Raw genomic sequence first — 24822 nt, 5'->3', positions numbered from 1 at the left:
GTTTGCCCGAACGTTTCGTCAGTGTCGATCATCGCGTCAGCCGGACAGACACGTCCGTGCCGAGCGTCGTGCCAACCGCCCCCCAACGCGGCCGCGCGCACGGCGACACCGCCAGACCAAGCCTTATAGCAATCGATCACCAAATCGAGGAGACGCAAGTGGAAGTGTGGGTACAGAACTACGTGCCGGGTGGCACGCTATGGATCGCGGCACTCATGGCCGCGCTACCGATCGTTGTATTCTTTGTCGCACTGGCGGGACTGCGCATGAAAGCGCATGCCGCAGGTGCGCTGACCGTTGCGCTCGCGCTGGTCATCGCCGTCGCTTACTTCGGCATGCCGGCCCGGATGGCCGCCATGTCAGCCGTGTACGGCTTCGCTTATGGCCTGTGGCCCATCGCCTGGATCATCATCACCGCGGTCTTTCTCTATCGTGTGGTCGTCAAGACCGGGCAGTTCGACATCATTCGCAGTTCGGTGGTCTCGCTCACCAACGACCAGCGTCTGCAAATGCTGCTGATCGGCTTTTCGTTCGGCGCATTTCTTGAAGGCGCGGCGGGCTTCGGCGCGCCGGTGGCCATCACTGCCGCGCTGCTCGTGGGGCTCGGCTTCCAGCCGCTGTACGCCGCCGGCCTGTGCCTGATCGCCAACACCGCGCCCGTCGCCTTCGGCGCGATGGGCATTCCGATCATCGTGGCCGGACAGGTGAGCGGCATCGATGCATTCCATATCGGCGCAATGGCCGGACGCCAGTTGCCGCTGCTCTCCGCCTTCGTGCCGTTCTGGCTCGTGTTCATCATGGACGGCAAGCGGGGCGTCAAGGAAACGTGGCCAGCCGCGCTGGTGGCGGGGGGCAGTTTCGCCGTCGCACAATACTTCTCGTCGAACCACATCGGACCGGAACTGCCGGACATCATCTCGTCGCTGTTCTCGCTCGTGTGCCTCGCCAGCTTCCTGAAGGTGTGGCAGCCGAAGACGTCTGCCGCACGCGCGCATACCGGCGTGGCGATGTCGGGCGGCACGGCGGCTCTCGGTGGCCTTGGTGGCTTGGGCGGCGGATCGACGCGCGGCGCCACGTCGTCGCCCTATACGGCCGGCCAGATCGTACGTGCCTGGTCGCCGTTCCTGATCCTCACCGGCATGGTCACGATCTGGAGCCTGCCTGGCTTCAAGGCGCTGTTCGCCAAAACCGGCCCGTTGGCGTGGACCGTGCCGGCGCTGCATGTGCCCGGGCTCGACCGCCTCGTGGCAAAGGCCGCGCCCATCGTCGCCACGCCGACCCCGATGGACGCCATCTTCAAGTGGGATGCGCTCTCGGCCACCGGCACGGCGATCTTCATTGCGGCCCTGCTCTCGATGGCGCTGCTTCGCATGAAGCCCGCCGCCGGCGTGAAAAGCTTTTTCGAAACCGTCGCGGAGCTGAAAAAGCCCGTGCTGGCCATCGGCCTGGTGCTGGCGTTCGCGTTCGTCATGAACTACTCCGGCATGTCGACGACGCTCGCGCTGTTGCTCGCGCACACCGGCGCTGCCTTCCCGTTCTTCTCGCCGGTGCTCGGTTGGCTGGGCGTGTTCCTGACGGGTTCCGACACCTCGTCCAACGCGCTCTTCGCGGGACTGCAAAGCACCACCGCGCAGCAGATCGGCGTGTCGAACACGTTGCTCGTGGCCGCGAACACGACCGGCGGCGTGACCGGCAAGATGATTTCCCCGCAATCGATCGCCGTGGCTTGCGCGGCAACCGGCCTGATCGGCAAGGAAGCCGATCTGTTCCGCTTCACGGTGTGGCACAGCCTCATGTTCGTCGTACTCGCCGGGGTGATCACCCTGGTGCAGGCGTACTGGCTCACGGGGATGCTGGTGCATTGAGTCCGTCGTTGTTGTAGACACTCGCCGCCCCCATGGTGCGCGGCGGCGAGTGTGCCGTCCCCTGTTGGAGAACCCCATGAAAGCGGCCTTGTTCGTCCCCTGTTTCATCGATGCGCTGTTTCCCGAAGTCGGCATCGCCACGCTCGAGTTGCTGGAGAAACTCGGTGTGAGCGTCGATTACCCGCGCCGTCAGACCTGCTGCGGCCAGCCGCTGGCCAACAACGGCTGTGAAGCCGACGCCGCCGGGGCCGAGTCGCTCTTCGTCGATAACTTCGCCGGTTATGACTACATTGTGGCGCCGTCGTCGAGTTGTGTGCATCACGTGCGCAAGCACCTGAGCGCGGCAGGCGAGTCGGAGCGCACCGCCGCTGTTCGCGCCAACACCTACGAACTCACCGAGTTCCTCCACGATGTGCTCAAGGTCCGAGACTTTCCTTGGGCCACATTTGCGCACACGGTCGGGCTGCACAACAGTTGCAGCGCGATCCGCCACCTGCACGCGGCATCTGCGAGCGAGATTCCCGGCGAGCCGTGGTCGAAAGCCCGCACGCTGCTCGAAGGTGTGCGCGGCATCCGCTTCGCAGCGCCGCGTCGTCCCGACGAATGCTGCGGCTTCGGCGGCACGTTCTCCGTGTCCGAGCAAGCTGTCTCGGTCAAGATGGGGCAGGACAAGGTGCGCGACCACCTCGACGCGGGCGCGCAGTTCATTGTCTCCGCGGACATGTCGTGCCTGATGCACCAGAAAGGTTGCGCGGCACGCACGCAGACACCGATGCGCTTCCTGCATATCGCGCAGGTCCTCAATGGCGTGGACGTCGGCACACTGTCGCTCGCGGCACACGACGAGGTGACGGCATGAGCACGGCCGCGCGCGTCGATCACGCGAAAAACGCCGAGGCGTTTCTCGCGAAGACGGAACACGTGGCGTTTCACGACAAACGCCTCTGGGACTTGCGGATGAAGCGCGATGCGCAGGCCGCGTCCATTGGCGAATGGGAGACGCTGCGAACGCTCGCGTCGCAGATCAAGGAGCATACGCTGTCGCGACTTGGCGACTACCTGGATCAGTTCACCACACAAGCCGAGGCGAACGGCGTGAAAGTGCACTGGGCGCTCGACGCCGCCGCGCACAACGCCATCGTCCACGGCATTCTGGCGGCGCACGACGTCAAGACACTGGTCAAGAGCAAGTCGATGCTCACCGACGAATGCGAACTGCGCGAGTATCTCGAACCGCGCGGCGTCTCCGTGATGGAGACCGATCTTGGCGAGCGCATTCAGCAGCTCGACAAGCAGCCGCCGTCGCATGTGGTCGTGCCCGCCGTGCACAAGTTGCGGGGCGACGTTGCGCAGTTGTTCGGCCGCACGCTCGGCACCGACCCGAACAACGACGATGTTCACTATCTGGCCGAGAGCCAGCGCCAAACCACGCGTCCGGCGTTTCTCGAGGCGGGCGCCGGCATGACCGGCTGCAACTTTGCCGTCGCGGAAACCGGCACGGTCGTGGTGTGCACCAACGAGGGCAATGCCGATCTGTCGGCCAACGTGCCGCCGGTGCACATCGTCTCCATCGGCATCGAGAAGCTGATTCCGCGCACGGCCGACCTCGGGGTGTTCATCCGCTTGCTGTCGCGTAGCGCGCTGGGCTCGCCCATCACCCAATACACGTCGCACTTTCGCGCGCCGCGTCCCGGCACGGAGATGCATTTCGTCATCGTCGACAACGGCCGCTCGGCGCGTCTCGCGATGGACGACTTCTGGTACTCGCTCAAGTGCATCCGCTGCGGGGCCTGCATGAATACGTGCCCGGTCTACCGGCGCAGCAGCGGCCTGTCGTACGGCAGCACTTACGCCGGGCCGATCGGCGCCATTCTCAATCCGGCCTACGATCTCAAACGCTACAGCGCGCTACCGTTCGCGTCGACGATGAACGGCAGTTGCACCAACGTTTGTCCCGTGCGCATCAACATTCACGAGCAGTTATACAAGTGGCGTCAGATCGTGGCCGAGGAAGGCGAACTGCCGCGCGTCAAACGCAGCCTGATCAAAGTGGCCGGAAAGCTGCTCGCCAACCCAGTGCTGTATCGCACGTCGGTCAAATCGATGAACACAGCGTTGCACCGTTTGCCCAACATGGTGCTCTACAACCCGCTCAACACCTGGGGCAAGGGTCGCGACCTTCCCGAGGCGCCGAAGCAAACGTTCCGTGACTGGTACGACGCCAATCGGAAGTCGCACGACGCTGAACGCAAGGACCGATCATGAGCACTTCCCGCGAAGCATTTCTCGTACACGTACGCGCCGCGCAACGCGTGGTACTGCGCGACGACGAACATCCCGCCCAAGGCGCGCGTGAACCGTTCCCCCTGCCGGTGTTGCCCGTCTTCGAGACACCTTCCGGCGACCGACGCGAGCGGTTTGGCAATAACCTCGTCGCCATGGGCGGCAAACTCGCGACGCTCGACAACGCGCAAGCGCTGGCCGGCTGGCTCGCCGAACGTTTCCCCGGTGTGACGCCCGTGACCGCGACACAAGAAGCCGCGTCGGCACAACCACTGGATGTCTTGCGCGCACCGGCATCGCTGCACGATGTCGACGTAGGCATCGTGCGTGCGCGCTTCGGCGTTGCCGAGACCGGGTCCGTCTGGCTCTCCGAGCGGGAGTATGGCGTCAACGCGCTTGGCTATCTCGTGCAGCACCTCGTAGTGCTGCTCGACCCACGCGACATCGTCGATGGCCTGCAAGACATCTACCGATTGCCCGACTTCGCGTCGGCGCGCTATGCGGTGCTCGTCACCGGTCCATCGGCCACGGCCGATATCGAAGGCGTGCTGATTCAAGGCGCCCAGGGCGTGCGCTCGCTCACAGTCGTGTGGCTCCCGCGCGACTGATCGTCAGGAAAGCAACACCCATGCGCGACGGTTTGCCGCACTGTGCGCTCGCGTTTTCCCGTACTTGACGCGGGTCAAGTTCGCCGCAGGGACCTGCTTCTACCATCGGTCGTGCTCACTCACGACTCTGGAAATCATCATGAAGCACTCCCTCGGCGCCGCGGCCGTCGCCGCCGCGCTCGTTATCGGTACCACCTTCGCCAGCGCATCCGCCTCGGCGCAAGGCAACCCGCAAGCCCCGTCAGCAGCCGCAGACACCGCTGCGCCCTCGTCTGAGAAGACCTTCGGCTTTATCGGGGACAGCTCGCAAGGCATCTATGCCGGCGACATCCTCGCGCGCGTGCGCGCCATCGGCATCATGCCGGACTCGCACGCGAGCGGCAGCGTGCTGCCGACGCTGGGCGTGACCGTGAACAACGCGATCGTGCCGGAGCTCGACTTCACGTACATGATTCTCGATAACGTCGGCGTCGAACTCATTCTCGCCATGTCGCGCCATCAACTCACGTCGAACGTCGGCCATTTGGGCGGCGTGAACGTGCTGCCGCCAACGCTGCTGCTGCAATACCACTTCAACCATGCAGGCAAGGTGCGTCCGTATGTCGGCGCGGGTATCAACTACACGCGTTTCTGGAACAGCAACCTGAACGCGGGCGGCACCCCGATCTCGATCAAGAACCACAGCGTCGGTCCGGCGTTGCAAGCCGGTGTGGACATTCAGATGACGAAGAACCTGTTCTTCAACATCGACATCAAGAAGGTCTGGATGAAGACGGATACGTCGCTCGCAGGCACCGATCTCGGTACGCTGCACATCGACCCGCTCATCGTCGGCGTCGGTGTGGGTCTGAAGTTCTGATATCCGGTGTGGAGCGCCGCACGATGGACGGCTGTGGCGCTCCTTTTTTTCACCCTGACACCCGATGCGGTAAATTGTCGCGCACTCCTTACCTGAGAACGCAAACCATTTACGCCGCGCACGGGCAACCCCTGCAATCCCTGGTTCCCTGTGTCTTCCATTTCGTCATCCGGCCCGGCATGCGCAAGCACCGCCCTGCGGGGCGCATGACGCGCCAAGCGTTCTTCAAAGCATACGGCGCAACGTATCGTCGCGGCGGAAGTAGTGATGCCACAGCGCCGCCAGCGCATGAAGGCCAATCACCCAGTAGAACGCGTTACCGATCGTCTCGTGAATCTCCTTGATCGACCGGCTCGTCTGTTTGTCTTCCCCAATCAACTGCGGCAGCGGGATATCCAGCCCCGGAATCGTTAGCATATGCCCCTGGGCGTTGAGCGTCAGGTATCCCAGCACGGGCTGCGCGAACATGAACAGATAGAGCAACAGATGCGCAGCCGAAGACGCGGCGCGCGCCCACCACGCCTGGCCCGGCAGCGCCGCGGGCGCGCCCTTGATCAATCGCATCAGCAACCGCGGCACGGCCAGCACCAACACCGCGAGCGCGGCCCATTCGTGAATCGTCAAGGACAACGCACGCGCGGCACTGCCTCTCGGCAAATAGCCTTTGATAATGATGGCGGCGTAGGCGATCACGATCAGCAATGCGATCGCCCAGTGAAAGAAAACCGCGGGCGGCGCATAGCGCTCGCCGGGCAAGCGCGGCGAACCGCGCGAACGGAGCTTGATCGTGTTATCCATCTGGGGGGCTCCTCAAGGTTGGAGGTACTCCATTATCGCGTTCGTCCCGCGACAAGAAAAGGTCGCCAATTGTCACACTTGTTACGCGATGTTCGTCCAGGACATTCGGAATCCTCGTTCCCATCGTCACAGGTCCGACGCACACGGCGGGAGCCATCACCGAGCCGTCTCGCTGCAGAGCAACAATCGCCGTGCGCATCGGTGAAATCAGCTTAACGCGGCGGTGCAGCCATAGGGCTGTGAACTATCCGAGAGAATGCGTGCACGAATGCAATAGGGGCGATTTCCGAACGCTGCTTCGGGCGAGTCCGACGCCAAAGCTCGGACGACACCGCAAAGTGTTGCGTGAAGCCATCACGGCACTGGTCATCGCTCGACTTGCAGGCCGATAATGGTGATCAAAAATCACGGAGGAAGGACCATGCGAAATATCGCGCTCCCCCAAGGCGACACCGTGCCGGCCCTCGGTCAGGGCACGTGGATGATGGGCGAGAGGCCAGAGCGGCGCCGCGAGGAAATCGCGGCGTTGCAGCTGGGCGTCTCGCTGGGCATGACACTCGTCGATACGGCCGAGATGTATGGCGAAGGAGCGACCGAGCGCCTCGTGGGCGAGGCGCTCGACGGCCTGCGCGATCAAGTGTTTCTCGTGAGCAAGGTCTACCCGCACAATGCCTCGCGACGCGGCGTGATCGCGGCATGCGAGCGCAGCCTGGACCGCCTGCGCACCGATCACCTCGATCTCTACCTGCTGCACTGGCGCGGCGAGATACCGCTCGAAGACACGATTGCCGGCTTCGAAGCGTTGCGCGCGGCGGGCAAGATTCGGCACTGGGGCGTGAGCAACTTCGATATGGACGACATGGAGGCATTGTTCGCGCTGCCCGGCGGCGATGCGTGCGCGACGGATCAAGTGCTATACAACCTCTCGCGACGCGGTCCCGAGTATGACCTTGCGCCGTGGCTGTCGGCGCGCGGTCTGCCGCTGATGGCGTATTCGCCCATCGAACAGGGAAGACTGCCGACATCGGGCGCGCTGGGCGATATCGCCGCTGCCCGTCACGTCGAGCCTCTGCAGGTGGCGCTTGCCTGGGTGCTGAGCAGACCAGGTGTCATCGCCATTCCCAAGGCGAGCACGGACGCGCACGTGCGCGCCAATCGCGCTGCCCTTGACATCGATCTGACGGCGGACGAACTTGCGCGGCTCGATTATTATTTCGAAGCGCCGTCGCGCAGGCGTCCGCTGGAGATGATCTGAACACGCGGACGAAAACACGCTCACGAATATTGAAGGCATTTAGGGGTACGCATTTGACGCAGTACACTAAGCGCTTTCGTGCTTTCGCAGGGCAGTCATGAATGATTCACGTCCCGTCGTCGTGATCGGGGGCGGTTTGGTCGGCGTGTGTACGGCCGCGTATCTTCAACGTGCCGGACACGCGGTGGTGATCGTCGACCGGCAATCGGTACGTCAGGCGGCATCGCTTGGGAATGCGGGCTGCATCAATGGCTCGTCGGTCGTGCCCATCGCCATGCCCGGTGTGCTCTGGCAGGTGCCCGGCTGGTTGATGCAACCGGATGGCCCGCTGGTGCTGCGTTGGGGCTATCTCCCGCGCATGGTGCCGTGGCTGATGCGCTTCGTCGCGGCCAGCCAGCCAGCACGCGTTACCGCGCAGGCGCACGCGTTGCGCGCACTGCTCGGCCCCGCGCTCGACGCCTATCAACCGCTGCTTGACGATGCCGGCGCGAACGATCTCGTCTCGCGGCGCGGCTACCTCATCGCTTACTCCAGCCAGAAGGGCATGGCCGGTGACGAAGGCGGCATGGCGCTGCGCCGCGACAACGGCGTGCACATCGAAACGCTGGGGGCGGCCGCATTGCGCGAGTTCGAGCCGGCGTTATCGCATGACTTCGTCGGCGCCCGCTACATCGGCGAGACGGGCCACACGCTGGATCCCGGCGCGCTGCTGGCACGCCTGACGGCACAAGTGATCGTGCGGGGTGGACGCGTCGTCGATGCCGCCGCCACCGCCATCGAGACCAACGGCGCACAGGCCGTGGCCGTGCACACCGACCGGGGCCGCGAACCCGCAAGCGCCGTGGTGATCGCAGCCGGCGCTTGGTCGGCACCCTTTGTGCGCCAGTTGGGCGACACCCTCGTCTTCGACACCGAGCGCGGCTATCACGTGGAGATTCCGACGCCCGACGAAATGCCCTCGCGTCCCGTCATGTGGGCCGAAGGCAAGCTGTTCGCCACTCCGATGAATGGCCGCCTTCGCGGTGCGGGCACGGTCGAGCTGGCCGGTCTGCAAGCGTCGCCGAACTGGCGCCGCGCCGATCTTCTGCTCAATCAGTTGTACACGATGTTCCCCGGCGCGGTGAAAGGCGCGAAGCCGACACAATCGGTCGACGGTGCCCGCTGGCAGGGATTCCGCCCCAGCACGCCGGATTCGCTGCCGGTATTGGGGGCGGCATCGAAGGTGCCGAACGCGTTCTACGCCTTTGGCCACGGTCATGTGGGCCTGACCGCCGCCGCCTCGACGGGACGCACGATTGCGGCTCTGGTGTCCGGCGAGCGCCCCGCCATCGACCTCGCGCCGTTCTCCATCGGACGCTTTCGCTAACGCGCCTGGATATGGCTGGCGACAAGGGGCGCGAACACTGCGCCCCTGCCTCCCTCCGTCTTCCCTATGCCGACAACGCGATCCGCAACGTCAGGACTGGCAGACGGACGCGACGATATCGCACGAGCGCAGTCGCAACGCGGGATCGTAGATGTCGGTGACGAGCATCAACTCATCGGCCTGCGTGCGCTCAACCAGATCAGCCAGACCTGCCTGGACTCGTTCGGGGCCACCCACCACGGCCACACCGAGGAAGGCTTCCACCGAGTGCTGTTCCGCCGGATCCCAACGCGCGTCCATATCGTTTACGGGCGGCTGCAACTTCAGGCTCTGCCCGCGCATGAGGGCCAGGATCTTCTGCTGCGCTGACGTCGCGAGGAATGTCGCCTCCTCGTGCGTGGGTGCGGCCACGACGGGCACGCCCACCATCACGTAGGGCTTATCCAATACCGCCGAGGGACGGAAGCGCTCGCGGTACAGACGAAGCGCATCGAACAGGAAGCGCGGCGCAAAGTGCGATGCGAACGCGTAAGGCAGCCCCAGATGCGCCGCGAGTTGTGCGGAAAACAACGACGAGCCCAGCAACCACACAGGAATATCGCTGCCCGCGCCGGGCGTTGCGACAAGCCGCTGCCCGGGTTGCGCAGGCGCAAGCAGTGCACGCAATTCGGCGACCTGCTCGGGAAAATCGTCGCCATCGGACAGCCGGTCGCGACGCAGTGCGCGCATGGTGGCTTGATCGGCACCGGGCGCGCGCCCCAGGCCCAGATCGATGCGGCCGGGATACAGCGCGGCGAGCGTGCCGAAGTTCTCGGCAACGACCAGCGGCGGGTGGTTCGGCAGCATCACGCCGCCCGACCCCACGCGAATGCGCGACGTCTTGCCCGCAATGTGACCGATCAACAGGGCGGTCGCCGAACTCGCGATGCCGTCCATGTTGTGATGTTCGGCCAGCCAGAAACGCGTGAAACCCAGGCGTTCAACGTGCTGCGCCAGTTCCGTGGATTGTTTCAGGGCATCGGCCACCGTGCCGCCGGCGCGCACTGGCACCAGGTCCAGCATCGAGAGGGCCGTCTTCGACAAACTGCTCATGGGAATCTCCAGATACCGGCGCGCGCCCACCCGGCAGCCAACGAGACAGCCTCGAGGCCCCTAAGCGGCGGATGACGCGCGCCATCGCCACAAAGTATAGTGACGAAGGTCCTGAATCCCCAGTAGGCACCTTTCAGTTAAATAGTCACCAATTGGTTACCATGAACAAACCAGCCCCCTTCGTCTTCGAAGAAACCTGCGTGCCGCGTCGCGTGCTGGAACTCTTCAGCGTGAAGTGGACGAGCATGGTGCTATACGCGTTGCAATGCGGCACCACACGCACGGGAGAATTGCAGCGCCGCTTGCCTGGCATTTCCAAGAAGATGCTCACGCAGACGTTGCGCGAACTCGAACGTGACGGACTGATTCATCGCGAGGTGTTCGCCGTCGTGCCGCCCAAGGTGGAATACTCGCTGACGCCGCTGGGCGAGTTGTTCATCGAGCCCATCGAGATGTTGTACCGATGGGGCAATCAACACGCTGACGTGCTGGCCCAGCTAAGCCTGCGTCGCGGCAAACGTTCACAGGCCGACGATTCCGATGATTCCGCCGAGGTCAGCGACGCGACCGACACGACACGCCCATAAACGCCCGCTCGCCGCCCAATGGCGCGGTCGTGACGCGGCTGGCCCCCGGGCAGTTCGCATCGCGAGCACCGCAGCATCAACGATCCAGCAGGCGGCCCAGACGCATCATCGTGACATTCACGCCGAGGTGCCGCATCGACGGCTGCACGATCACGCAGTTGTCATAGGGCGTGACGATCACATCGTCGCCATCGCGGGCGATCTCGGTGCCAGCCTTCTCGATCACCTCAAGCCCGGTGAACGGCTGCGAGAAGCGAAAGTCCATCGACCGGGCCACGACCGGCTGCGTGATCTCCACGAACTTCTGACGGGCCGGCCGCGTCTGCGTCAGGTACGGTGCCATATCGGCCCCGGTCACGACGCCCGCGTGAAGCAGGAAGCGCGCCGCGGTGTCGAGCGCAACATCGCGTGCGCTCCCGGCGAAGTGCTGCCCGGTTTCGACGAGCAGCGCATTCTTCGCGCTGGCCGGATCGCCGAAGCCGCCGTAATCGCGCATACGCGTGCCGTTGGCGTGGCCCTTGTCGACGATGACGTGCTCGGGCGTGCCAAGTTCGGCGGCCAGCGCAATCGCCTTCTCCAGCGGTCCGGTCATCATCAGCGGCGCGGACGCTTCGTGCATCGAATGGATATCGAGCAGCAGATCGACCGTGTCGATGAACGGGCGCATTGCGCGGGCGCGCGCCAGCTCGCGGCTCTGGCGCTCGCCGTCGAGCGTCGACGGGGTCCAGACACGGTTCATGTCTTCGTCGAGAAAGCGCGTGGCGTCGGCGTTCTCGGCACTGAATTGCTCGTACGCACCGATATTGCCGAAGCCGAGCGACAGGCGTCCCGCCGTGGGACGCACACCGGCGGCGAGCAGCGCATCGACCGCGATGGCGCCGCTCACTTCGTTGCCGTGCGTGAGTGCGAGAATCATCGCGTGCTTGCCGGGCTTGCCGCTGTCGAACGAATGAAGATAGTCGACGCCGGTATTGCCTTCGCGCCAGCGGGCGATGTCGGGGAACGAGACTTCGATGGGGTACGCCGGCAGGGCGGCGCGGATCGCGTCAAGCGTGGTCATGAAAAGGCTCCACAGAGGATGCCGCGAAAGACGACGACGTCACGACAGGGAATGGCGAACGTCGTCATCACGGCAAAATTATGTGCATCGGACAAGGGACGCAGCGGAAAAGGCGCTTCGTGCGTCGATCGTCCGATGCGTTGATCAAACCTTGGATGCGCGCGGCGCGCCGTGCGTCACGCCAGCGATCTTGCCCGCACGCACGCGGCGGCCTAGCGAAATCACCGCGCTGACACTCAACACGGCGGTCGTCATCACGTAAAAACTCGGGGCGAGCTTGTTGTGCGTGGCATCGATGAGCCAGGTCACGATCAGCGGTGCGAACCCGCCGAACAGCGTCACCGAGAAGTTGTACGACAGGGCCAGCCCGGTGCCGCGCGTGCTCGTCGGGAAGATGTCCGCCAGCAGGGCGGGCAGCGGCGCGAGACTCACCGCGATGAGCAGTCCGACGAGCGCCTGCACCATGAGCAGCGTCTGGAAGGTCGGATATTTGTTGAGCAGCACGAACAACGGGTACGTCGTCACGCCGACGAGGATCAGCGCCCAGAGCATCACGCGAATCCGGCCAAAGCGGTCCGAGAGGTGGCCTACGACGGGGGCGGCGATCATCAGCATTACACCGGTGACGACCGCGCCGATGAACGACGATGTCGCCGAAATATGCAGTTGCTTGACGGCATACGTCGGCATGTAAAGCTTGTGGACGTAGTTGAACGCCGTGGCAGCGGCGACGACACCGGCGCCGAGCAGCATATTCGTGCGATCGCGGCCGAAGACTTCGCGCAGCGGCGACGTCTCGCGCTGCTTTTCGCCGAGCTTCTTGAAGTCGGCGGTCTCGTCGATGTTGCGACGGATGTAAAGACCGACCGGGCCGATGAGCAAGCCCACGGCGAAGGCGATACGCCATCCCCATGCGCTCAATTGATCGGCCGTGAGCAGCAGGCTCAACAGCGCGGACACCCCGGCCGCGAGCACGGTGGCGAGGCCTTGCGTCGACATTTGCCAGCTCGCGAAGAAGCCTCGGCGTTTCGCGTCGGCATGCTCGACCATGAAGGCCGTGGCGGCGCCGAACTCGCCGCCCGTCGAGAAGCCTTGCAGCATGCGCGCGACGATGATCAGAAGCGGCGAGAGAATGCCGATCTGCGCATAGGTCGGGGCGAACGCGATCATGGCGGTGCCGAGCATCATCAAGGCGATGGACACCGTGAGCGACGCCTTGCGGCCCGCACGGTCGGCGTAGCTGCCCAGAATGATCGAGCCGAGCGGACGCGTCACGAACGAGATGCCGAAGGTACCGACGGAGAGCAGCAGCGACGTCGTCGCGTCGTGCGCGGGGAAGAACAACTGCCCGATCACAATGGCGAAGTAGCCATAGATCAGCAAATCGTAGAACTCAAGTGCGTTACCGATGCTCGCGGCGCAAATTTCGCGCCACGGGTTGTGGGGTTTGGCGTTGTGGGTCATGCCCGGCTCCTCTGGATCGCTGGCGTTGGGGATAGGTGTGTGGTGGCCGTGCGAGGCGCCACGAGGGCGCGCCGGGGCCACCAGCCAGTCTCAGGAAGCGGAGTGTAGGCGGCAGAAAAAAAGGCTTCGTGCCGTTTCGGCACGCGCGAGTGCTGATTGGGAAATCGGTGCAAATCTGAACACCGTCTGCGCCAACGACGCGCGACGATCCGGAACGCTGGGCGGTACTCGGCGTTTGCGCACCACGTTCGGACAAGGCTGTGGCGGGTCCTCCCCGCCGCAGCCTAACTATCACCCAGCGTACCGAATTCGATAGGGAAGCGCGTGTAGAAGATATGGACGCGTTGGGCGCGAATCACGTCGAGCAAGCGCTCGGCTTCCTCGTCGGTGATTGCCAGCACGATCTCGATCGGCTGTTCGGTGAGTTCGAAGAATCGGGCGGCGTGGCGTTTGCCGACATGATCGATCCCTTCCGTCCCCGTGAACAGGGTCGCGCCGCGAATGCCCAGTTGTCGCACTTCGTTCATGATCCAATCGGCGACCGGTTGATGGCCGTGGCGATGATTTTGCTGCGTGTAGAAGGTAAGCTGACATCCCCGCATGATGACCTCCCCAGACGCTGCGCGAGTCGCGTTCGTGCGGCCCTGACTGACATACCCACGTCTGTTGATTTAAATCTAGCACATCGCGCACCGCCGGAAACGCAACGCGTTCAATGCCGCGGCAGTGCCATCCCCCAGCGTCGCCGATGGCCGCGGCGACCTCAGGACAAACCCGGAGCCGCGTTGACGCCACCCCGCGCGAGCGTCACGTCCGACGGGCTTGGGCGGCCGCTCCCGGTGTGACGACGATCAACCTCAGTACAAATTGGGGTGGCGGGACGCAAATGACTGACTACACTTCCTAAATGCGTACACCGCGAAAAGACCACACAAGACGGTTCGTTATACGAAGGTCGTTGTACGTGCGACAAATTGGGGCTGGTGACGTAGCGTTTCCATTCCTTCACGGGAGGCATGTCCATGACGTGCCTAGGCAAATGGATGATCGGCGCATGTGTCGTTACGCTAAGTAGCGTGGCGATCGCAGAAGGCGCCAACTCGGGATCATCCGAACAGATGATGCTCGCCAACGTTGGCCCCGGGCCACTTCCCATACAGGTGCCGCAACCGCCACCACCGGTCTCTGTTGCTGCGGTTCCTGCGGTTCGCGTGACCCTGTATCCGTTTGGTCGCGAAGGTCCGGACACCACAGCCAACGCCAACGACAACGCGCTCCTGTACACGCGCATCGAAGCCATCAACAGTGCGGTGCCGACTGCGGAAGACGGACATGTGGACTGGATCGACACCGCAGCCGCCGAAACTGCCGCGCGACCGACGAAACACTACCTGAAGATCGGGCCTTCCACGGCACCCCAGTTGTCCCTCGTGCAGTGGGCCAACACCGACGACAAGCTGGGCACCGAACCGAAGCGAGGACTGTCGCTCAAGACCGAGGACTGGACCGTCTCGGCAAGCGCCCGCATACCGCTGCTACGTTCACACGAACTGGGCGCGACGATATACGTCAAACGCCGCTTCTGAGTGGGTTGCTGAGTGCGCTTCCGCGTGTTCGACCTCGCTCGCGAGGCGCGGTACCCGGCCGACAATTACACGCCGGCCAAGCGCCGTTGTGGTGTCATTAACGCGGCTTATGCCTCCGACTTCACCGCCGTCACATCGATCTCGACCAACCACTCCGGACGCGCCAGCGCCTGCACGACGATGCCGGTCGACACCGGAAACACGCCCTTGAGCCAGCGCCCCATGACGTTGTAGACGGCCTCGCGATAGCGCGGGTCGACGAGATACACCGTGACTTTGCAGATGTCCGCGAGCTGGCTGCCACACTCATCAAGCAGCATTGCCACATTCGCCATGGCCTTTTCCGTTTGCGCGGCGACATCGCCGATGCCGACGGACTCGCGCGTCTCGAGGTCCTGCCCGATCTGCCCACGCAGATAGATGGTGTTGCCGGCAACGACCGCCTGGCAGAGATCGTTGTCAAGCTTCTGCTCCGCGTACGTGTCACGGGTGTTGAATTTTCGGATTCGGGTATGCGTCATGATGTCTCGGTAGGGGGCCTTGATGCGGATGCGCGCAGCGCGACACGGTCGCACACTCAATGCGCGAGGATCTTGGAAAGAAAACGTTTGGCGGCGGCACTGGCGGCATCGTTGAAGAACACGTCGGTCGGACTGTCCTCGACGATGGCGCCGTCCTCCATGAACACCACGCGATGGGCCACACGCCGCGCAAAACCCATCTCGTGCGTGACGACCATCATCGTCATGCCTTCGCGAGCCAGTTCCACCATCACGTCGAGCACCTCGTTGACCATCTCCGGGTCCAGCGCCGAGGTCGGCTCGTCGAACAGCATCGCCATCGGGTCCATCGACAACGCGCGCGCGATGGCCACGCGTTGCTGCTGACCGCCCGACAATTGCCCCGGGTACTTGTGCGCATGCGCCGACAAGCCGACCCGATCGAGCAGCGCGCGCGCCTTGGTGCGCGCGGCGCCGGCGTCCCGACCCAGCACGATCTGCTGCGCCAGCGTGAGATTGCGCGTGAGATCCAGATGCGGGAACAGTTCGAAATGCTGGAAGACCATGCCGACCTTGCTGCGCAGCTTCGGCAGATTCGTCGTACTGGCGGTGAGCGACGTGCCGGCAACGACGACATCGCCCTTCTGGAACGGCTCCAGCGCATTGACCGTCTTGATCAGTGTCGACTTGCCGGAGCCGGACGGTCCGCACACGACCACGATCTCGCCCTTGCCCACATGCGTCGAGCACTGCTTGAGCACGTGATGCGCGCCGTACCACTTGTCGACGTTCCGGATGTCGATCATCGGTTGCGCCGTGCTCATTTGTCGAAGTGCCCTGCGCGAATCGACGCGCCGATCAGGTTGAGGATCAGACGACCGGCCGTCACGCACGAGATCATGTTCGCGTCGTCTTTCTCGGGCTGGATTTCCACGATGTCCATGCCGACCACCCGCCCCTTTCTCACCAGGCCGTGAATCAGCTTGCGCGCCTGCACAAACGTCACCCCGCCCGGCGCAGGCCCCGCGACGGCCGGCATCGTCGACGGGTCGAGTCCGTCCGCGTCGATCGTGAGGTAGTAGTTGCCGCCGTCCGGGATGCGCGCAAGCACGGCATCCATGCCGATGTCATGCAGTTCATACGCGGTCACCAGCTCGGCGCCGTACGCGCGCGCCGCAACCAGTTCCTCGTAACGGCCACTCCCCTGCGCACGCAGGCCGATCTGCACGATGCGATCCACGTGCGCCATCTCCGACGCGCGGCGAATCGGGCTCGAAAGACCTTCGCGTACACCGTTCACGTCGTCGCGCCAATCGAGGTGGGCATCGATGTGCACGAGCGTGATCGGTCCCTTCTGGTCCAGGCCGCGCAGCACGGGCGTAGTGATGCCGTGATCGCCGCCAAGCACGATGGGCATCGCGCCGCCGGCCACGATACGGCGCACCACCGCCTCGGCGCGGGCGTAGTGCTCTCCGGGCCTGGTCAGGTCCGGGATGATGTCGCCGCAGTCGACGAAGCGGATATCCGTGCGGTCCTGGAGCAGCGGCCCGTCGATATCGAAGTCGTAGTGGCCCGGGCGGCGCACAACGCGGTCGGTCGCCTGGCGAATGGCAGACGGCGCATTCGTCTGGTCGTTGCTGAAATCCGACGCCGCATAGGGAGCCCCGTACGGCATGCCCAGCACGGCGATGTCGGCCTTGAGATTATCGATGTCAAGATCCAGCTCCGAATACAGCAGCGTCGGATGGCCGGTGCGGGGCGCCACGGTGTAGGTCGTCATGAGAGTGTCCTTGGGTGGGAGTTTCGGGGGTGTCAGGCGTGCCGGATACGTCGCCCGACAACGGTTTCCAGACGCCGCCCCACGCTGGCCAGCAAGACGCTGCTGACCCAGTAGATCAAGGCCGTCGTGCCAAGCACTTCAACGTAGGCGAATGTGTTGGCCGTGAGCAGGTTGCTCTGGTATGTCATCTCCGGCAGGCTCATGACCGAAAAGATGGCCGAGTCCTTGAACATCATGATCACGAGGCTCGTCGTTGGCGGAATCAGAAAGCCGAAGAGCTGCGGCGCGATGATGTGCCGTTGCGTCTGCCAATAGGTCATGCCGAGCGAGAGTGCCGCATGCGTCTGCCCTCGGGCTACGCTGCGAAGCGCCGCACGCAGGATTTCGCAGAAGTAGCCGCCGGTATAGAACGCCGTGCAGCCCACCGCTACGGTCATGGCCGACGCGCCGATCCCGAGCTTGGGCAAGCCGAAGAACGACAGATAAACGAGGATCAGGTATGGGATGTTGCGCACCAGCTCCACGTAGCCCAGCGCGACCGGCCGTAAGACGCTGCGCGACTGCGCCGCGTAGGCGGCGACGATACCGATCGCCACGCCGAGCGGAACGCCGATGGCGCTGACCAGCGCCGTGACGCGCAGGCCTTCGAGCAGCACGGGAATCGCTTCCCTGACGATGGAGACGTCAATGGCCATGGGGCAGCATCCTGGAGACGCGGCGCTCGCACAGACGCGAGGCGGCCGAAATGCAGAACAGAAGGACGAAGTACACGGCAGCGGTGATCGCGAACACCTGGAGCGGCAGGTCGGTCTGCAGCGTGGCGTTGCGGGCCACCGTTGCCAGTTCCGGCACGGCGATGATCGACATCAGCGACGATGCCTTGAGCAGGATCGTGAACTCGCTGGTGAGCGGCGGAATGGCGCGATAGATCACCTGCGGGAGCAGCACGTGCCGCCAGACCTGGGAGACGCGCATGCCCATGGCGTACGCGGCCGCCCGTTGTCCATGAGGGATCGTACCGAGCGCACCGCGCAGGATCTCGACGATATAGGCGCTGGTGTTGCAGGCCAGCGCCGCAATCCCGGCAGTGATGGGCGAGATCGAGATATCGAACAGCGCCGGCACCATGTAATACGCCATCAGCATGTGAATCAGCGCGGGCGTGCCGCGGATCAGGCTCACCCACAACACGACAAGCGAGCGCAACGGCGCGAGCGGCGAGATGCGGGCGAGCAGCAGCACGATGCCGAGCGCCAGGCCGATCGCGAAGGCGACCGCCGAGGCGGCCAGCGTGATCGCCGTTCCCGAGACAACGCCTCCCAGAAACGGGGCAATCACGCCGCCCATGCCGAATCCGCCGAGCATGGCGGCGGGCGTCAAATGGCACCTTGTGGCAGGTAGTTCGCGTGCGGCGTGTCCATCGAGGCGCCGAACCACTTCTTCTGCAGTGCCGCGAGCTTGCCGTTCGCGCGGAATTCATCGAGCGAATCGTTGATGAACTTGCGGATCTCCAGATCATTGGGGTTGGCGACCCATGCCAGCAGCTTCGGCTGCCCAATGGTGCCGACAATGCGGAAGGCGTTAGGCTGCTTGCGCATCTGGACGGCCGCAATATTGGAGGGCATGAGCGCCACGTCGATGGTCTTGTTCGCGAGCGCGTTCGACACGTCCGGATAGGCCTGGAACAGCCGCGTGCCGGCATAGCCCTTGCCCGTCTTTTCCTTCAATTCCTTCTCGAATTCTTCCGCCACCGGTTGCGACGACGAGCCCATCTGCGTGCCGATGGTCTTGGCGGCGATGTCCATGTCGTGCTGGATCGCCATGTCGTCGGCACGCACCATCAGGACCGAACGCACCACGCCCACCGGCTGGCTGAACGCGAAGCGCTTGGCGCGCTCCGGCGTAATGCCCACACTGGTGGCGACGAAGTCGAACTTGTGCGACATCAGGCCGGGCAGCAGCCCCTGGAACGGCAGGTTCATCTGCTCGAGCTTCACACCGAGTTTTGCCGCCATCAGTTCGAGCACGTCGTGCCCGTACCCGACGACCTGACCGTTTTCCACGAACTCGAACGGCTCGTAGGCCGCCTCGGTGCCAACCGTCAGCTTGCCGCGCTTCTTGATGTCGGCCAGGGTGCCGCCTTCGGCATAGGCCATTGTCGGCAGCGCCAATGCGGCGCTGGATGCGAGCGTCGCCTTTACAAAGGATCGTCTGGACCAGGTCTTCATCGCTTGCCTCGCGTGGTGTGGGTATCGAATCGGTCAGGCGCATCGGGTCGGCCAGGGCCGTTCCGGTGCGGGTGGAATCCAATGTATGCGGGCAAAAAGATCATGAAAAATGATTTTTTTATTGGTATGGTTCCAAAAAACGAAACCTTTTGAGACGCGTCATCCGCAACGGCTTTGGCGCTTATTCCGGGAGTGGAGCGGTGGCGAGTCGTGACTTCAGTGAGCGTGACCTGCGCTCGTTGCGCATCTTCTGTGCGGTGGCCCAGGCCAGCGGCTTTGCGGCGGCGGAAAAGCAGTTGAACATGTCGAAGGCGTCGATCAGCCGGCATATCCGCGAGGTCGAGGAGACGCTGGGCACCCGCCTGTGTGAGCGCGGGCCGTCCGGTTTCGTTCTGACGCACGCGGGCAAGGTCGCGTTGGAGCTTGCCCGCGACGCGTTGAAGTCGCTGGAGCGGATACGCCCCGAAATCGATGCGGTCCGCGGTGTGCTCTCCGGTACGTTGTCCATTGGCATGGTCGAGCACATCGTGTCAGATGTTGGCTGCCGTATCCCCGAAGCGCTGGCCGCGCTCAAGGCGCATGCGCCCGACGTGAAGGTCGAGCTGACGGTCATGACGTTCAACGAACTCGACCTCGCGTTGCGCGAGCGCCGGGTACAGATCGCGATTCGCGGCATGTACCGCCACGAAGCCGGGTTTCATTACCAGCCGCTGTTTATCGAGCGTCACCGGTTGTATGTGGCACGGCATCGGATCAACGAGGCGTCGACGCTGCCGCTCGTCTACCGGAGCCAGCCGTTTGTCCATGAGGCGCTCAACTCGCTGGGGCTGACGCGTGGACCGGCGGCGTCGGGGCTGGAGGCCGTTGCCATGCTGGTGCTTTCCGGGCATTACGTCGGCCTGCTGCCGCAGTATTACGCCGCGTTGTTTTCGAAGCGCCATGCGCTGGCTCAGGTACCGGCAGGCCCCGAGTACGAGAACGCCATCAGCGCCATTACCGAAGCCTCGCGCCCCAGGACTCGCGCACTGGAGTTGTTTCTCGATTTGCTGACGCAGTTCCATCCGCGTCAATGAGGGGTCGGCAATGTGGCACGCTGGGCCCACAGGTTGCACGGCGCGTGATTTCCTTGATGAAGCCGCGCATGCGCGTCACACATTTAAAAAATTTTCTCGAATTTCGCCGCATCGACGCATCTCTCGAAACGATCGCAACGTGCTCGCAAACCACCGCCCGACGGGCGCGACCACCATGCTGCAGCGCAACAATCGCGGTGATTGTTTCGATATTCACAATAATCGATTCCGCACTCAGGCATTGTCTGTCCATGCCCACACCCGCTATAGTGGCCCCGCCCCCCGCGACGCGATGCTTGCTCGCGCCTTTCGGATAGGTCATTTCGGCAAGGCGAGCGCGTCCGCGTCATGTTGCAAACGTAGTTATTAATGCGATGCCCGCATCGCCAGTAGAAATGAGAGACACAGCTACTACCAACGCCGCCATGGCCGCCCAGCCGCCCACCTCGGAAGAGATCCGCAAGCGCGTTTTCGCGATCGTCGCGGCATCGTCCGGGAATCTGGTCGAGTGGTTCGACTTCTACATCTATGCGTTCTGCGCGATCTACTTCGCGCCGGCGTTCTTCCCGAGTGCCAACCCCACCGCGCAATTGCTCAACACCGCGGGCGTGTTTGCGGCCGGCTTCCTGATGCGCCCGATCGGCGGCTGGATCTTCGGCCGTATCGCCGACCGTAATGGCCGCAAGAACTCGATGGTCATCTCGGTAATGATGATGTGCTTCGGCTCGCTGCTGATCGCCGCGCTCCCGACGCATGCCAGCATCGGCAACTGGGCTCCGGCGCTGCTGCTGCTGGCGCGTCTGCTGCAAGGCCTGTCAGTGGGGGGTGAGTACGGTACGACGGCAACGTACATGAGTGAAGTCGCGCTCAAGGGCCGTCGCGGCTTCTTCTCGTCGTTCCAGTACGTCACGCTCATCGGCGGCCAGTTGCTCGCCGTACTCGTGGTCGTGATTCTCCAGCAACTGCTCAGTGAGGCTGAACTCAAGGCCTGGGGCTGGCGCATTCCGTTCGTGGTCGGTGCGATCACCGCTGTCGTTGCCTTGCTGCTGCGTCGCACGCTGCACGAGACCTCGACCAGCGCAAGCCGCAACAACCGCGAAGCCGGCTCGATCGCGGGGCTGTTCCGCCATCACAAGGCCGCGTTCTTCACGGTGCTCGGCTACACGGCTGGCGGCTCGCTGATCTTCTACACCTTTACCACGTACATGCAGAAGTACCTGGTGAACACGGCCGGCATGCCGATCAAGACCGCCAGCTACATCATGACGGGCTGCCTGTTCGTCTACATGTGCATACAGCCGATCTTCGGCATGCTGTCCGACAAGATCGGCCGTCGCAACAACATGCTGCTGTTCAGCTCGCTCGGCGCCATCGCCACCGTGCCGATTCTCACGGCGCTCAAGACGGTGCAGAGCCCGACGGCAGCGTTTCTCCTGATCTGTCTGGCGCTCGCCATCGTGAGTTTCTATACGTCGATCAGCGGCATCGTGAAGGCCGAAATGTTCCCGATCGAAGTGCGCGCGCTCGGCGTGGGCCTGGCCTACGCCGTGGCCAATGCCATCTTCGGCGGTTCGGCTGAATACGTGGCACTTGGCCTCAAGAAGGCCGGGATGGAGCCGACGTTCTACTGGTACGTGACTGGCATGATGGTGCTGGCGTTCCTCGTCAGCCTGCGCTTGCCGCGTCAGGCGAAGTACCTGCAACACGAGCACTGATCGGTCACATCGAGGGACGGCGCAAGGATCACGCGTCGTCCCCCGATGCCTGACGCGCGCTCTGCCAAATGGCATCGAGCACCGGATGCGGTTGGTGCCGTCGCCGGTAGAGCGCAATATCGAAGCCAATCTGCCATTCCTTGCCGCCCACGATCGCCAGCGCACCACGCGCAATGTCGTCGGCCACCAGGCGTTGCGGCAGCCAGGCGATACCGGCACCGCGCCGCGCCATCGCCAGAATGGCCTCGTACGAATCGGCCTGATACACAGGCTTGAGCGTTGGCCGGTTCGCCATCTCGGCAAGATGCCGGGTGAGCACGGCCCGCAACGTCAACGTACGGGCGAACGCCAGCCAGGGAATCGGCGACGGCCCGGCCGCTAGCCGATACGTGGCACGCCCCTTGGCATCGAGCGCACTCACCGGCACCAGCACTTCACGCGCAACAGTCAACCAGTCGTAACGCTCCTGATCGATGAGCAGCCGCGTGTGCGCGCTGGAATACACGATGAGCAGATCGACCTCGCCCGCCGCCAGCCGCAGAATGGCTTCCTCGGCACCGCCCGTGGACAGTGTCGCGGTGAAGAAGCCGATGCGCGAGACCGCATCGTCGTACCAATCCGGAAAGAAGGTTGCGGCCAGGGTTCGGCCCGTGGCGATCTTCAGATTGTTCTCGAGCGTGGGGGCGGCGTCCTGCAACTGCGTGCGAGCACCGTGGAGAATGTCGAGCGCGTTGGTGGCCGCATCGAGAAACACGGTGCCCGCCGCCGTGAGTTCGAGCGGTTTGCTCCGCTCGACGAGCTGCGTGCCCACCCACTCTTCCAGCGCGCGGATGCGTCGCCCGAATGCCGGGTGCGTGACGAAACGGTTCTCCGCCGCGCGTGTAAAACTGCGCGTGCGCGCCAGTTCGACGAAGTCTTCAAGCCATCGCAGCTGCATGCCGCCTCCTCACTGCCCCGTCGCGACCGCCACGGGCGGGATCCTGTCGCGCTCAGGCCTTGGAGAGCGCCTTGAGCGCATGCTTGATGCCGTCGGACACGCTCGTGCCGTCGGGCACGGACTTGACGGCGGCGAGCGCCTCCTTGTCCGAGTAGCCCAGCGCGAGCAGTGCGTTGACGACGTCGCTCTTGTGATCGTGAGGCGCCGCCGTGCCGGACACCGTGCCCAGTTGCGCGCCGAGCTTGCCCTTGAGTTCGAGCAGCAGTCGCTCGGCCGTCTTCTTGCCAATGCCGGGAATCTTGGTCAAGCGCCCCGACTCCTGCAACGTGACGGCCTGTGCGATGTCCGCGACGCTCATGCCCGAGAGAATCGCGAGTGCCGTGCGCGCGCCCACGCCGGAGATCTTGAGCAGTTCGCGAAAGGTATTGCGCTCGTCAGGCGAGCCGAAGCCGAACAACAGTTGGGCGTCTTCGCGTACGATGAACTGGGTGAGCAACGTCACGCGCTCGCCGAGGTTCGGCAGGTTGAAGAAGGTGCTCATCGGCACCGAGATTTCATAGCCCACGCCCTGGCAATCGACCAGGATGTGCGGCGGATTCTTTTCCAGCAATGTGCCGGAGATGCGGCCAATCATTGACGCCCCGAGAGAGTGACTTCGACAGGCGGCAAGTGTAGCAGCCACCAGCCCGGCAGCGGACTCGACAAGCTTATCCGTCCCCTTCGATGCCCACGACCGCGTCACCGATCGAGCGCCGCGCCGCGCTGCGCAGGCACTCAAGCGCCGCCGCCACTGCCGATCGGTTCGCGCCGTCATCGCGCCAGTACATCGAGATCGCCCCGAACCCCGCCAGCCGCAGCGGCACGATACGCAGCGCGCCGAGCGCCTGCAGGCGGCTCGCCGTGCGGTGCGACGCCAGGCCGATCATGTCGCTGTTGTTGAGCAGCGTGAGATTGAGAATCGTGGAGTTCGACTCGACGGTGTCGTTCGGCAGCGGATATCCGGCCTCCGCCAGCGCCGCCTCCAGCGCGTTGCGAATGGGCGTGCCACGCGGCCAAACCACCCAGCGATAGCGCTGCATGTCGGGCCAATCCAGTTGGTCGAGCGAGAAGACGGGATGGCGGGCGCGCGCAACGAAATGCAGCGGCTCCAGGTATAGCGCCTCGGCGCGAACGGTGCGGTCCTGCAGTTCGGGCGCCGAGCGCCCGACAACGATATCGATTTCGCTGTGCGCGAGCTGATTCATCAGCCGGTCCATCGTGTTCTCGATCACGCGCGCCTGTACGCGGGGCATGCGCTGCAGGAGCAGCAACATCGCGAGCGGCACCGTGTCCGCCGACGACGCCCCTGACGTGCCGATCGCCACCAGCCCGCTGCCGCCCTCGCGCATGGCGTCGAGATCGTCTCGCGCCGTGTCGAGCTGTGCCTCGATGCGTCGGGCGTGCTGGATCAGGGATTCCCCGTAGGCCGTAGGTCGCAAACCCCGCGCCTGACGCTCGAACAGGGGCAGGCCAATGTCCTCCTCCAAATCCTTGAGCCACTTCGACAAACCGGGCTGCGTCGTGTTGAGCAATGTCGCGGATTGGCTCATGTTGCCAGTCTCCGCGAGGGTCAGCAGCATCTGCAGGTTGCGCAGACGCAGGCGGTGGGTCCAGTCCATACGGGGTCTCCGGGCACCTTCGGGATGCCCTCAAGCATCACCCTACCCATACTATTTTTCGTATGGATTCGATGATTTATTCATTTCAAAGAATATGTCTCGCCGAGT

Annotated in this window: 25 protein-coding genes; 11 read left to right on the top strand and 14 right to left on the bottom strand. The window is 64.0% G+C overall.

The window, feature by feature from the left end; all coding sequences use genetic code 11:
- The first annotated feature begins 158 nt into the window (after positions 1-158).
- The 5 genes from PTE31013_RS03435 to PTE31013_RS03415 all read left to right on the top strand — a co-directional run bounded on the left by PTE31013_RS03435 (position 159) and on the right by PTE31013_RS03415 (position 5615).
- Positions 159-1865: a lactate permease LctP family transporter gene (locus PTE31013_RS03435; protein ID WP_150611395.1), complete on the top strand. Its 1707-nt coding sequence runs from the start codon at positions 159-161 to the stop codon at positions 1863-1865.
- Positions 1866-1941: 76 nt separating this feature from the next.
- Positions 1942-2724: a (Fe-S)-binding protein gene (locus tag PTE31013_RS03430; protein WP_150611394.1), complete on the top strand. Its 783-nt coding sequence runs from the start codon at positions 1942-1944 to the stop codon at positions 2722-2724.
- A complete protein-coding gene (locus tag PTE31013_RS03425) occupies positions 2721-4130 on the top strand; it encodes a lactate utilization protein B (protein WP_150611393.1) in 1410 nt (469 codons plus the stop codon). Before PTE31013_RS03430 ends, PTE31013_RS03425 begins: the two co-directional genes overlap by 4 nt.
- Complete coding sequence (locus PTE31013_RS03420; RefSeq protein ID WP_150611392.1) at positions 4127-4756, top strand: LutC/YkgG family protein; 630 nt, start codon at positions 4127-4129, stop codon at positions 4754-4756. Before PTE31013_RS03425 ends, PTE31013_RS03420 begins: the two co-directional genes overlap by 4 nt.
- 139 nt (positions 4757-4895) lie before the next feature.
- Positions 4896-5615 (top strand): OmpW/AlkL family protein, encoded by a 720-nt coding sequence (locus tag PTE31013_RS03415; RefSeq protein ID WP_150611391.1) that lies wholly within the window; start codon positions 4896-4898, stop codon positions 5613-5615.
- Positions 5616-5840: 225 nt separating this feature from the next.
- Here PTE31013_RS03415 and PTE31013_RS03410 read toward each other — a convergent pair whose 3' ends face one another.
- Positions 5841-6413 carry a cytochrome b gene (locus tag PTE31013_RS03410; RefSeq protein ID WP_150611390.1) on the bottom strand — a complete coding sequence of 191 codons (573 nt, stop codon included), beginning with the start codon at positions 6411-6413 and terminating at the stop codon, positions 5841-5843.
- Between the two features lie 421 nt (positions 6414-6834).
- Between PTE31013_RS03410 and PTE31013_RS03405 the strand changes: the two genes are divergently transcribed.
- Both PTE31013_RS03405 and PTE31013_RS03400 read left to right on the top strand, forming a co-directional pair.
- Positions 6835-7668, top strand: a complete 834-nt coding sequence (locus PTE31013_RS03405) for an aldo/keto reductase (RefSeq protein WP_150611389.1) — start codon at positions 6835-6837, stop codon at positions 7666-7668.
- Between the two features lie 97 nt (positions 7669-7765).
- Entirely contained in the window at positions 7766-9034 is a 1269-nt protein-coding gene (locus PTE31013_RS03400; protein WP_150611388.1) for an NAD(P)/FAD-dependent oxidoreductase, read from the top strand.
- Between the two features lie 90 nt (positions 9035-9124).
- Here PTE31013_RS03400 and PTE31013_RS03395 read toward each other — a convergent pair whose 3' ends face one another.
- A complete protein-coding gene (locus PTE31013_RS03395) occupies positions 9125-10126 on the bottom strand; it encodes an LLM class flavin-dependent oxidoreductase (RefSeq protein WP_150611387.1) in 1002 nt (333 codons plus the stop codon).
- 161 nt (positions 10127-10287) lie between these two features.
- Here PTE31013_RS03395 and PTE31013_RS03390 point away from each other — a divergent pair, with 161 nt between their 5' ends.
- Complete coding sequence (locus PTE31013_RS03390) at positions 10288-10713, top strand: winged helix-turn-helix transcriptional regulator (protein ID WP_150611386.1); 426 nt, start codon at positions 10288-10290, stop codon at positions 10711-10713.
- Positions 10714-10789: 76 nt separating this feature from the next.
- On the opposite strand, the gene PTE31013_RS03385 is transcribed toward PTE31013_RS03390, so the two are convergent.
- The 3 genes from PTE31013_RS03385 to PTE31013_RS03375 form a co-directional block, all read right to left on the bottom strand.
- Entirely contained in the window at positions 10790-11773 is a 984-nt protein-coding gene (locus PTE31013_RS03385; protein ID WP_150611385.1) for a M14 family metallopeptidase, read from the bottom strand.
- A gap of 144 nt (positions 11774-11917) precedes the next feature.
- The gene (locus PTE31013_RS03380) at positions 11918-13237 is read right to left on the bottom strand and encodes an MFS transporter (protein ID WP_150611384.1); all 1320 of its coding nucleotides are present in this window, start codon (positions 13235-13237) and stop codon (positions 11918-11920) included.
- 284 nt (positions 13238-13521) lie between these two features.
- Complete coding sequence (locus tag PTE31013_RS03375) at positions 13522-13839, bottom strand: DUF190 domain-containing protein (RefSeq protein ID WP_150611383.1); 318 nt, start codon at positions 13837-13839, stop codon at positions 13522-13524.
- A 474-nt stretch (positions 13840-14313) separates the two neighbouring features.
- On the opposite strand from PTE31013_RS03375, the gene PTE31013_RS03370 reads away from it, so the two are divergent.
- Entirely contained in the window at positions 14314-14823 is a 510-nt protein-coding gene (locus PTE31013_RS03370; RefSeq protein WP_150611382.1) for a hypothetical protein, read from the top strand.
- Between the two features lie 107 nt (positions 14824-14930).
- Here the strand turns inward: PTE31013_RS03370 and PTE31013_RS03365 are convergent, their stop codons facing one another.
- Genes PTE31013_RS03365 through PTE31013_RS03340 form a run of 6 tightly spaced genes read right to left on the bottom strand, consistent with a single transcriptional unit; the run spans position 14931 to position 19331 of the window.
- Positions 14931-15344 carry a RidA family protein gene (locus tag PTE31013_RS03365; RefSeq protein ID WP_150611381.1) on the bottom strand — a complete coding sequence of 138 codons (414 nt, stop codon included), beginning with the start codon at positions 15342-15344 and terminating at the stop codon, positions 14931-14933.
- A 56-nt stretch (positions 15345-15400) separates the two neighbouring features.
- Positions 15401-16129 (bottom strand): amino acid ABC transporter ATP-binding protein, encoded by a 729-nt coding sequence (locus tag PTE31013_RS03360; protein WP_150611594.1) that lies wholly within the window; start codon positions 16127-16129, stop codon positions 15401-15403.
- A 14-nt stretch (positions 16130-16143) separates the two neighbouring features.
- A complete protein-coding gene (locus tag PTE31013_RS03355) occupies positions 16144-17103 on the bottom strand; it encodes an agmatinase (RefSeq protein ID WP_150611380.1) in 960 nt (319 codons plus the stop codon).
- A gap of 32 nt (positions 17104-17135) precedes the next feature.
- Complete coding sequence (locus PTE31013_RS03350; RefSeq protein WP_150611379.1) at positions 17136-17798, bottom strand: amino acid ABC transporter permease; 663 nt, start codon at positions 17796-17798, stop codon at positions 17136-17138.
- Positions 17788-18468 carry an amino acid ABC transporter permease gene (locus PTE31013_RS03345; RefSeq protein WP_150611593.1) on the bottom strand — a complete coding sequence of 227 codons (681 nt, stop codon included), beginning with the start codon at positions 18466-18468 and terminating at the stop codon, positions 17788-17790. The genes PTE31013_RS03350 and PTE31013_RS03345 overlap by 11 nt, the downstream gene beginning before the upstream one ends.
- Before the next feature lie 11 nt (positions 18469-18479).
- Positions 18480-19331, bottom strand: a complete 852-nt coding sequence (locus PTE31013_RS03340) for a transporter substrate-binding domain-containing protein (protein ID WP_150611378.1) — start codon at positions 19329-19331, stop codon at positions 18480-18482.
- A 200-nt stretch (positions 19332-19531) separates the two neighbouring features.
- On the opposite strand from PTE31013_RS03340, the gene PTE31013_RS03335 reads away from it, so the two are divergent.
- Together PTE31013_RS03335 and PTE31013_RS03330 are read left to right on the top strand one after the other, a co-directional pair.
- Positions 19532-20404 carry a LysR family transcriptional regulator gene (locus tag PTE31013_RS03335; protein ID WP_150611377.1) on the top strand — a complete coding sequence of 291 codons (873 nt, stop codon included), beginning with the start codon at positions 19532-19534 and terminating at the stop codon, positions 20402-20404.
- A 395-nt stretch (positions 20405-20799) separates the two neighbouring features.
- Positions 20800-22119, top strand: coding sequence for an MFS family transporter (locus tag PTE31013_RS03330; protein ID WP_281351778.1), 1320 nt, complete (start codon positions 20800-20802; stop codon positions 22117-22119).
- A 28-nt stretch (positions 22120-22147) separates the two neighbouring features.
- Here the strand turns inward: PTE31013_RS03330 and PTE31013_RS03325 are convergent, their stop codons facing one another.
- From PTE31013_RS03325 to PTE31013_RS03315, 3 genes are all read right to left on the bottom strand, one after another.
- Complete coding sequence (locus PTE31013_RS03325; RefSeq protein WP_150611376.1) at positions 22148-23056, bottom strand: LysR family transcriptional regulator; 909 nt, start codon at positions 23054-23056, stop codon at positions 22148-22150.
- Positions 23057-23108: 52 nt separating this feature from the next.
- Positions 23109-23690, bottom strand: coding sequence for a Holliday junction branch migration protein RuvA (ruvA, locus tag PTE31013_RS03320; RefSeq protein WP_150611375.1), 582 nt, complete (start codon positions 23688-23690; stop codon positions 23109-23111).
- 73 nt (positions 23691-23763) lie between these two features.
- Entirely contained in the window at positions 23764-24714 is a 951-nt protein-coding gene (locus tag PTE31013_RS03315; RefSeq protein ID WP_150611374.1) for a LysR family transcriptional regulator, read from the bottom strand.
- Positions 24715-24822: the final 108 nt, after the last annotated feature.

The organism is Pandoraea terrigena (assembly GCF_902459705.1).
Classification (GTDB): Bacteria; Pseudomonadota; Gammaproteobacteria; order Burkholderiales; family Burkholderiaceae; genus Pandoraea; species Pandoraea terrigena.
Note: the sequence above shows the minus strand (reverse complement) of the source record. Positions and strands in the feature narration are given on the sequence as shown.

Bases quoted from the DNA above. Each gene is read 5' to 3' on its own strand.
- PTE31013_RS03365 (WP_150611381.1), bottom strand. From the start codon at position 15,344: ATGACGCATACCCGAATCCGAAAATTCAACACCCGTGACACGTACGCG.
- PTE31013_RS03360 (WP_150611594.1), bottom strand. From the start codon at position 16,129: ATGATCGACATCCGGAACGTCGACAAGTGGTACGGCGCGCATCACGTG.
- PTE31013_RS03420 (WP_150611392.1), top strand. From the start codon at position 4,127: ATGAGCACTTCCCGCGAAGCATTTCTCGTACACGTACGCGCCGCGCAA.
- PTE31013_RS03405 (WP_150611389.1), top strand. From the start codon at position 6,835: ATGCGAAATATCGCGCTCCCCCAAGGCGACACCGTGCCGGCCCTCGGT.
- PTE31013_RS03315 (WP_150611374.1), bottom strand. From the start codon at position 24,714: ATGGACTGGACCCACCGCCTGCGTCTGCGCAACCTGCAGATGCTGCTG.
- PTE31013_RS03410 (WP_150611390.1), bottom strand. From the start codon at position 6,413: ATGGATAACACGATCAAGCTCCGTTCGCGCGGTTCGCCGCGCTTGCCC.
- PTE31013_RS03325 (WP_150611376.1), bottom strand. From the start codon at position 23,056: ATGCAGCTGCGATGGCTTGAAGACTTCGTCGAACTGGCGCGCACGCGC.
- PTE31013_RS03340 (WP_150611378.1), bottom strand. From the start codon at position 19,331: ATGAAGACCTGGTCCAGACGATCCTTTGTAAAGGCGACGCTCGCATCC.
- PTE31013_RS03350 (WP_150611379.1), bottom strand. From the start codon at position 17,798: ATGGCCATTGACGTCTCCATCGTCAGGGAAGCGATTCCCGTGCTGCTC.
- ruvA (WP_150611375.1), bottom strand. From the start codon at position 23,690: ATGATTGGCCGCATCTCCGGCACATTGCTGGAAAAGAATCCGCCGCAC.
- PTE31013_RS03425 (WP_150611393.1), top strand. From the start codon at position 2,721: ATGAGCACGGCCGCGCGCGTCGATCACGCGAAAAACGCCGAGGCGTTT.
- PTE31013_RS03385 (WP_150611385.1), bottom strand. From the start codon at position 11,773: ATGACCACGCTTGACGCGATCCGCGCCGCCCTGCCGGCGTACCCCATC.
- PTE31013_RS03355 (WP_150611380.1), bottom strand. From the start codon at position 17,103: ATGACGACCTACACCGTGGCGCCCCGCACCGGCCATCCGACGCTGCTG.
- PTE31013_RS03415 (WP_150611391.1), top strand. From the start codon at position 4,896: ATGAAGCACTCCCTCGGCGCCGCGGCCGTCGCCGCCGCGCTCGTTATC.
- PTE31013_RS03375 (WP_150611383.1), bottom strand. From the start codon at position 13,839: ATGCGGGGATGTCAGCTTACCTTCTACACGCAGCAAAATCATCGCCAC.
- PTE31013_RS03330 (WP_281351778.1), top strand. From the start codon at position 20,800: ATGAGAGACACAGCTACTACCAACGCCGCCATGGCCGCCCAGCCGCCC.
- PTE31013_RS03380 (WP_150611384.1), bottom strand. From the start codon at position 13,237: ATGACCCACAACGCCAAACCCCACAACCCGTGGCGCGAAATTTGCGCC.
- PTE31013_RS03390 (WP_150611386.1), top strand. From the start codon at position 10,288: ATGAACAAACCAGCCCCCTTCGTCTTCGAAGAAACCTGCGTGCCGCGT.
- PTE31013_RS03400 (WP_150611388.1), top strand. From the start codon at position 7,766: ATGAATGATTCACGTCCCGTCGTCGTGATCGGGGGCGGTTTGGTCGGC.
- PTE31013_RS03395 (WP_150611387.1), bottom strand. From the start codon at position 10,126: ATGAGCAGTTTGTCGAAGACGGCCCTCTCGATGCTGGACCTGGTGCCA.
- PTE31013_RS03430 (WP_150611394.1), top strand. From the start codon at position 1,942: ATGAAAGCGGCCTTGTTCGTCCCCTGTTTCATCGATGCGCTGTTTCCC.
- PTE31013_RS03345 (WP_150611593.1), bottom strand. From the start codon at position 18,468: ATGCTCGGCGGATTCGGCATGGGCGGCGTGATTGCCCCGTTTCTGGGA.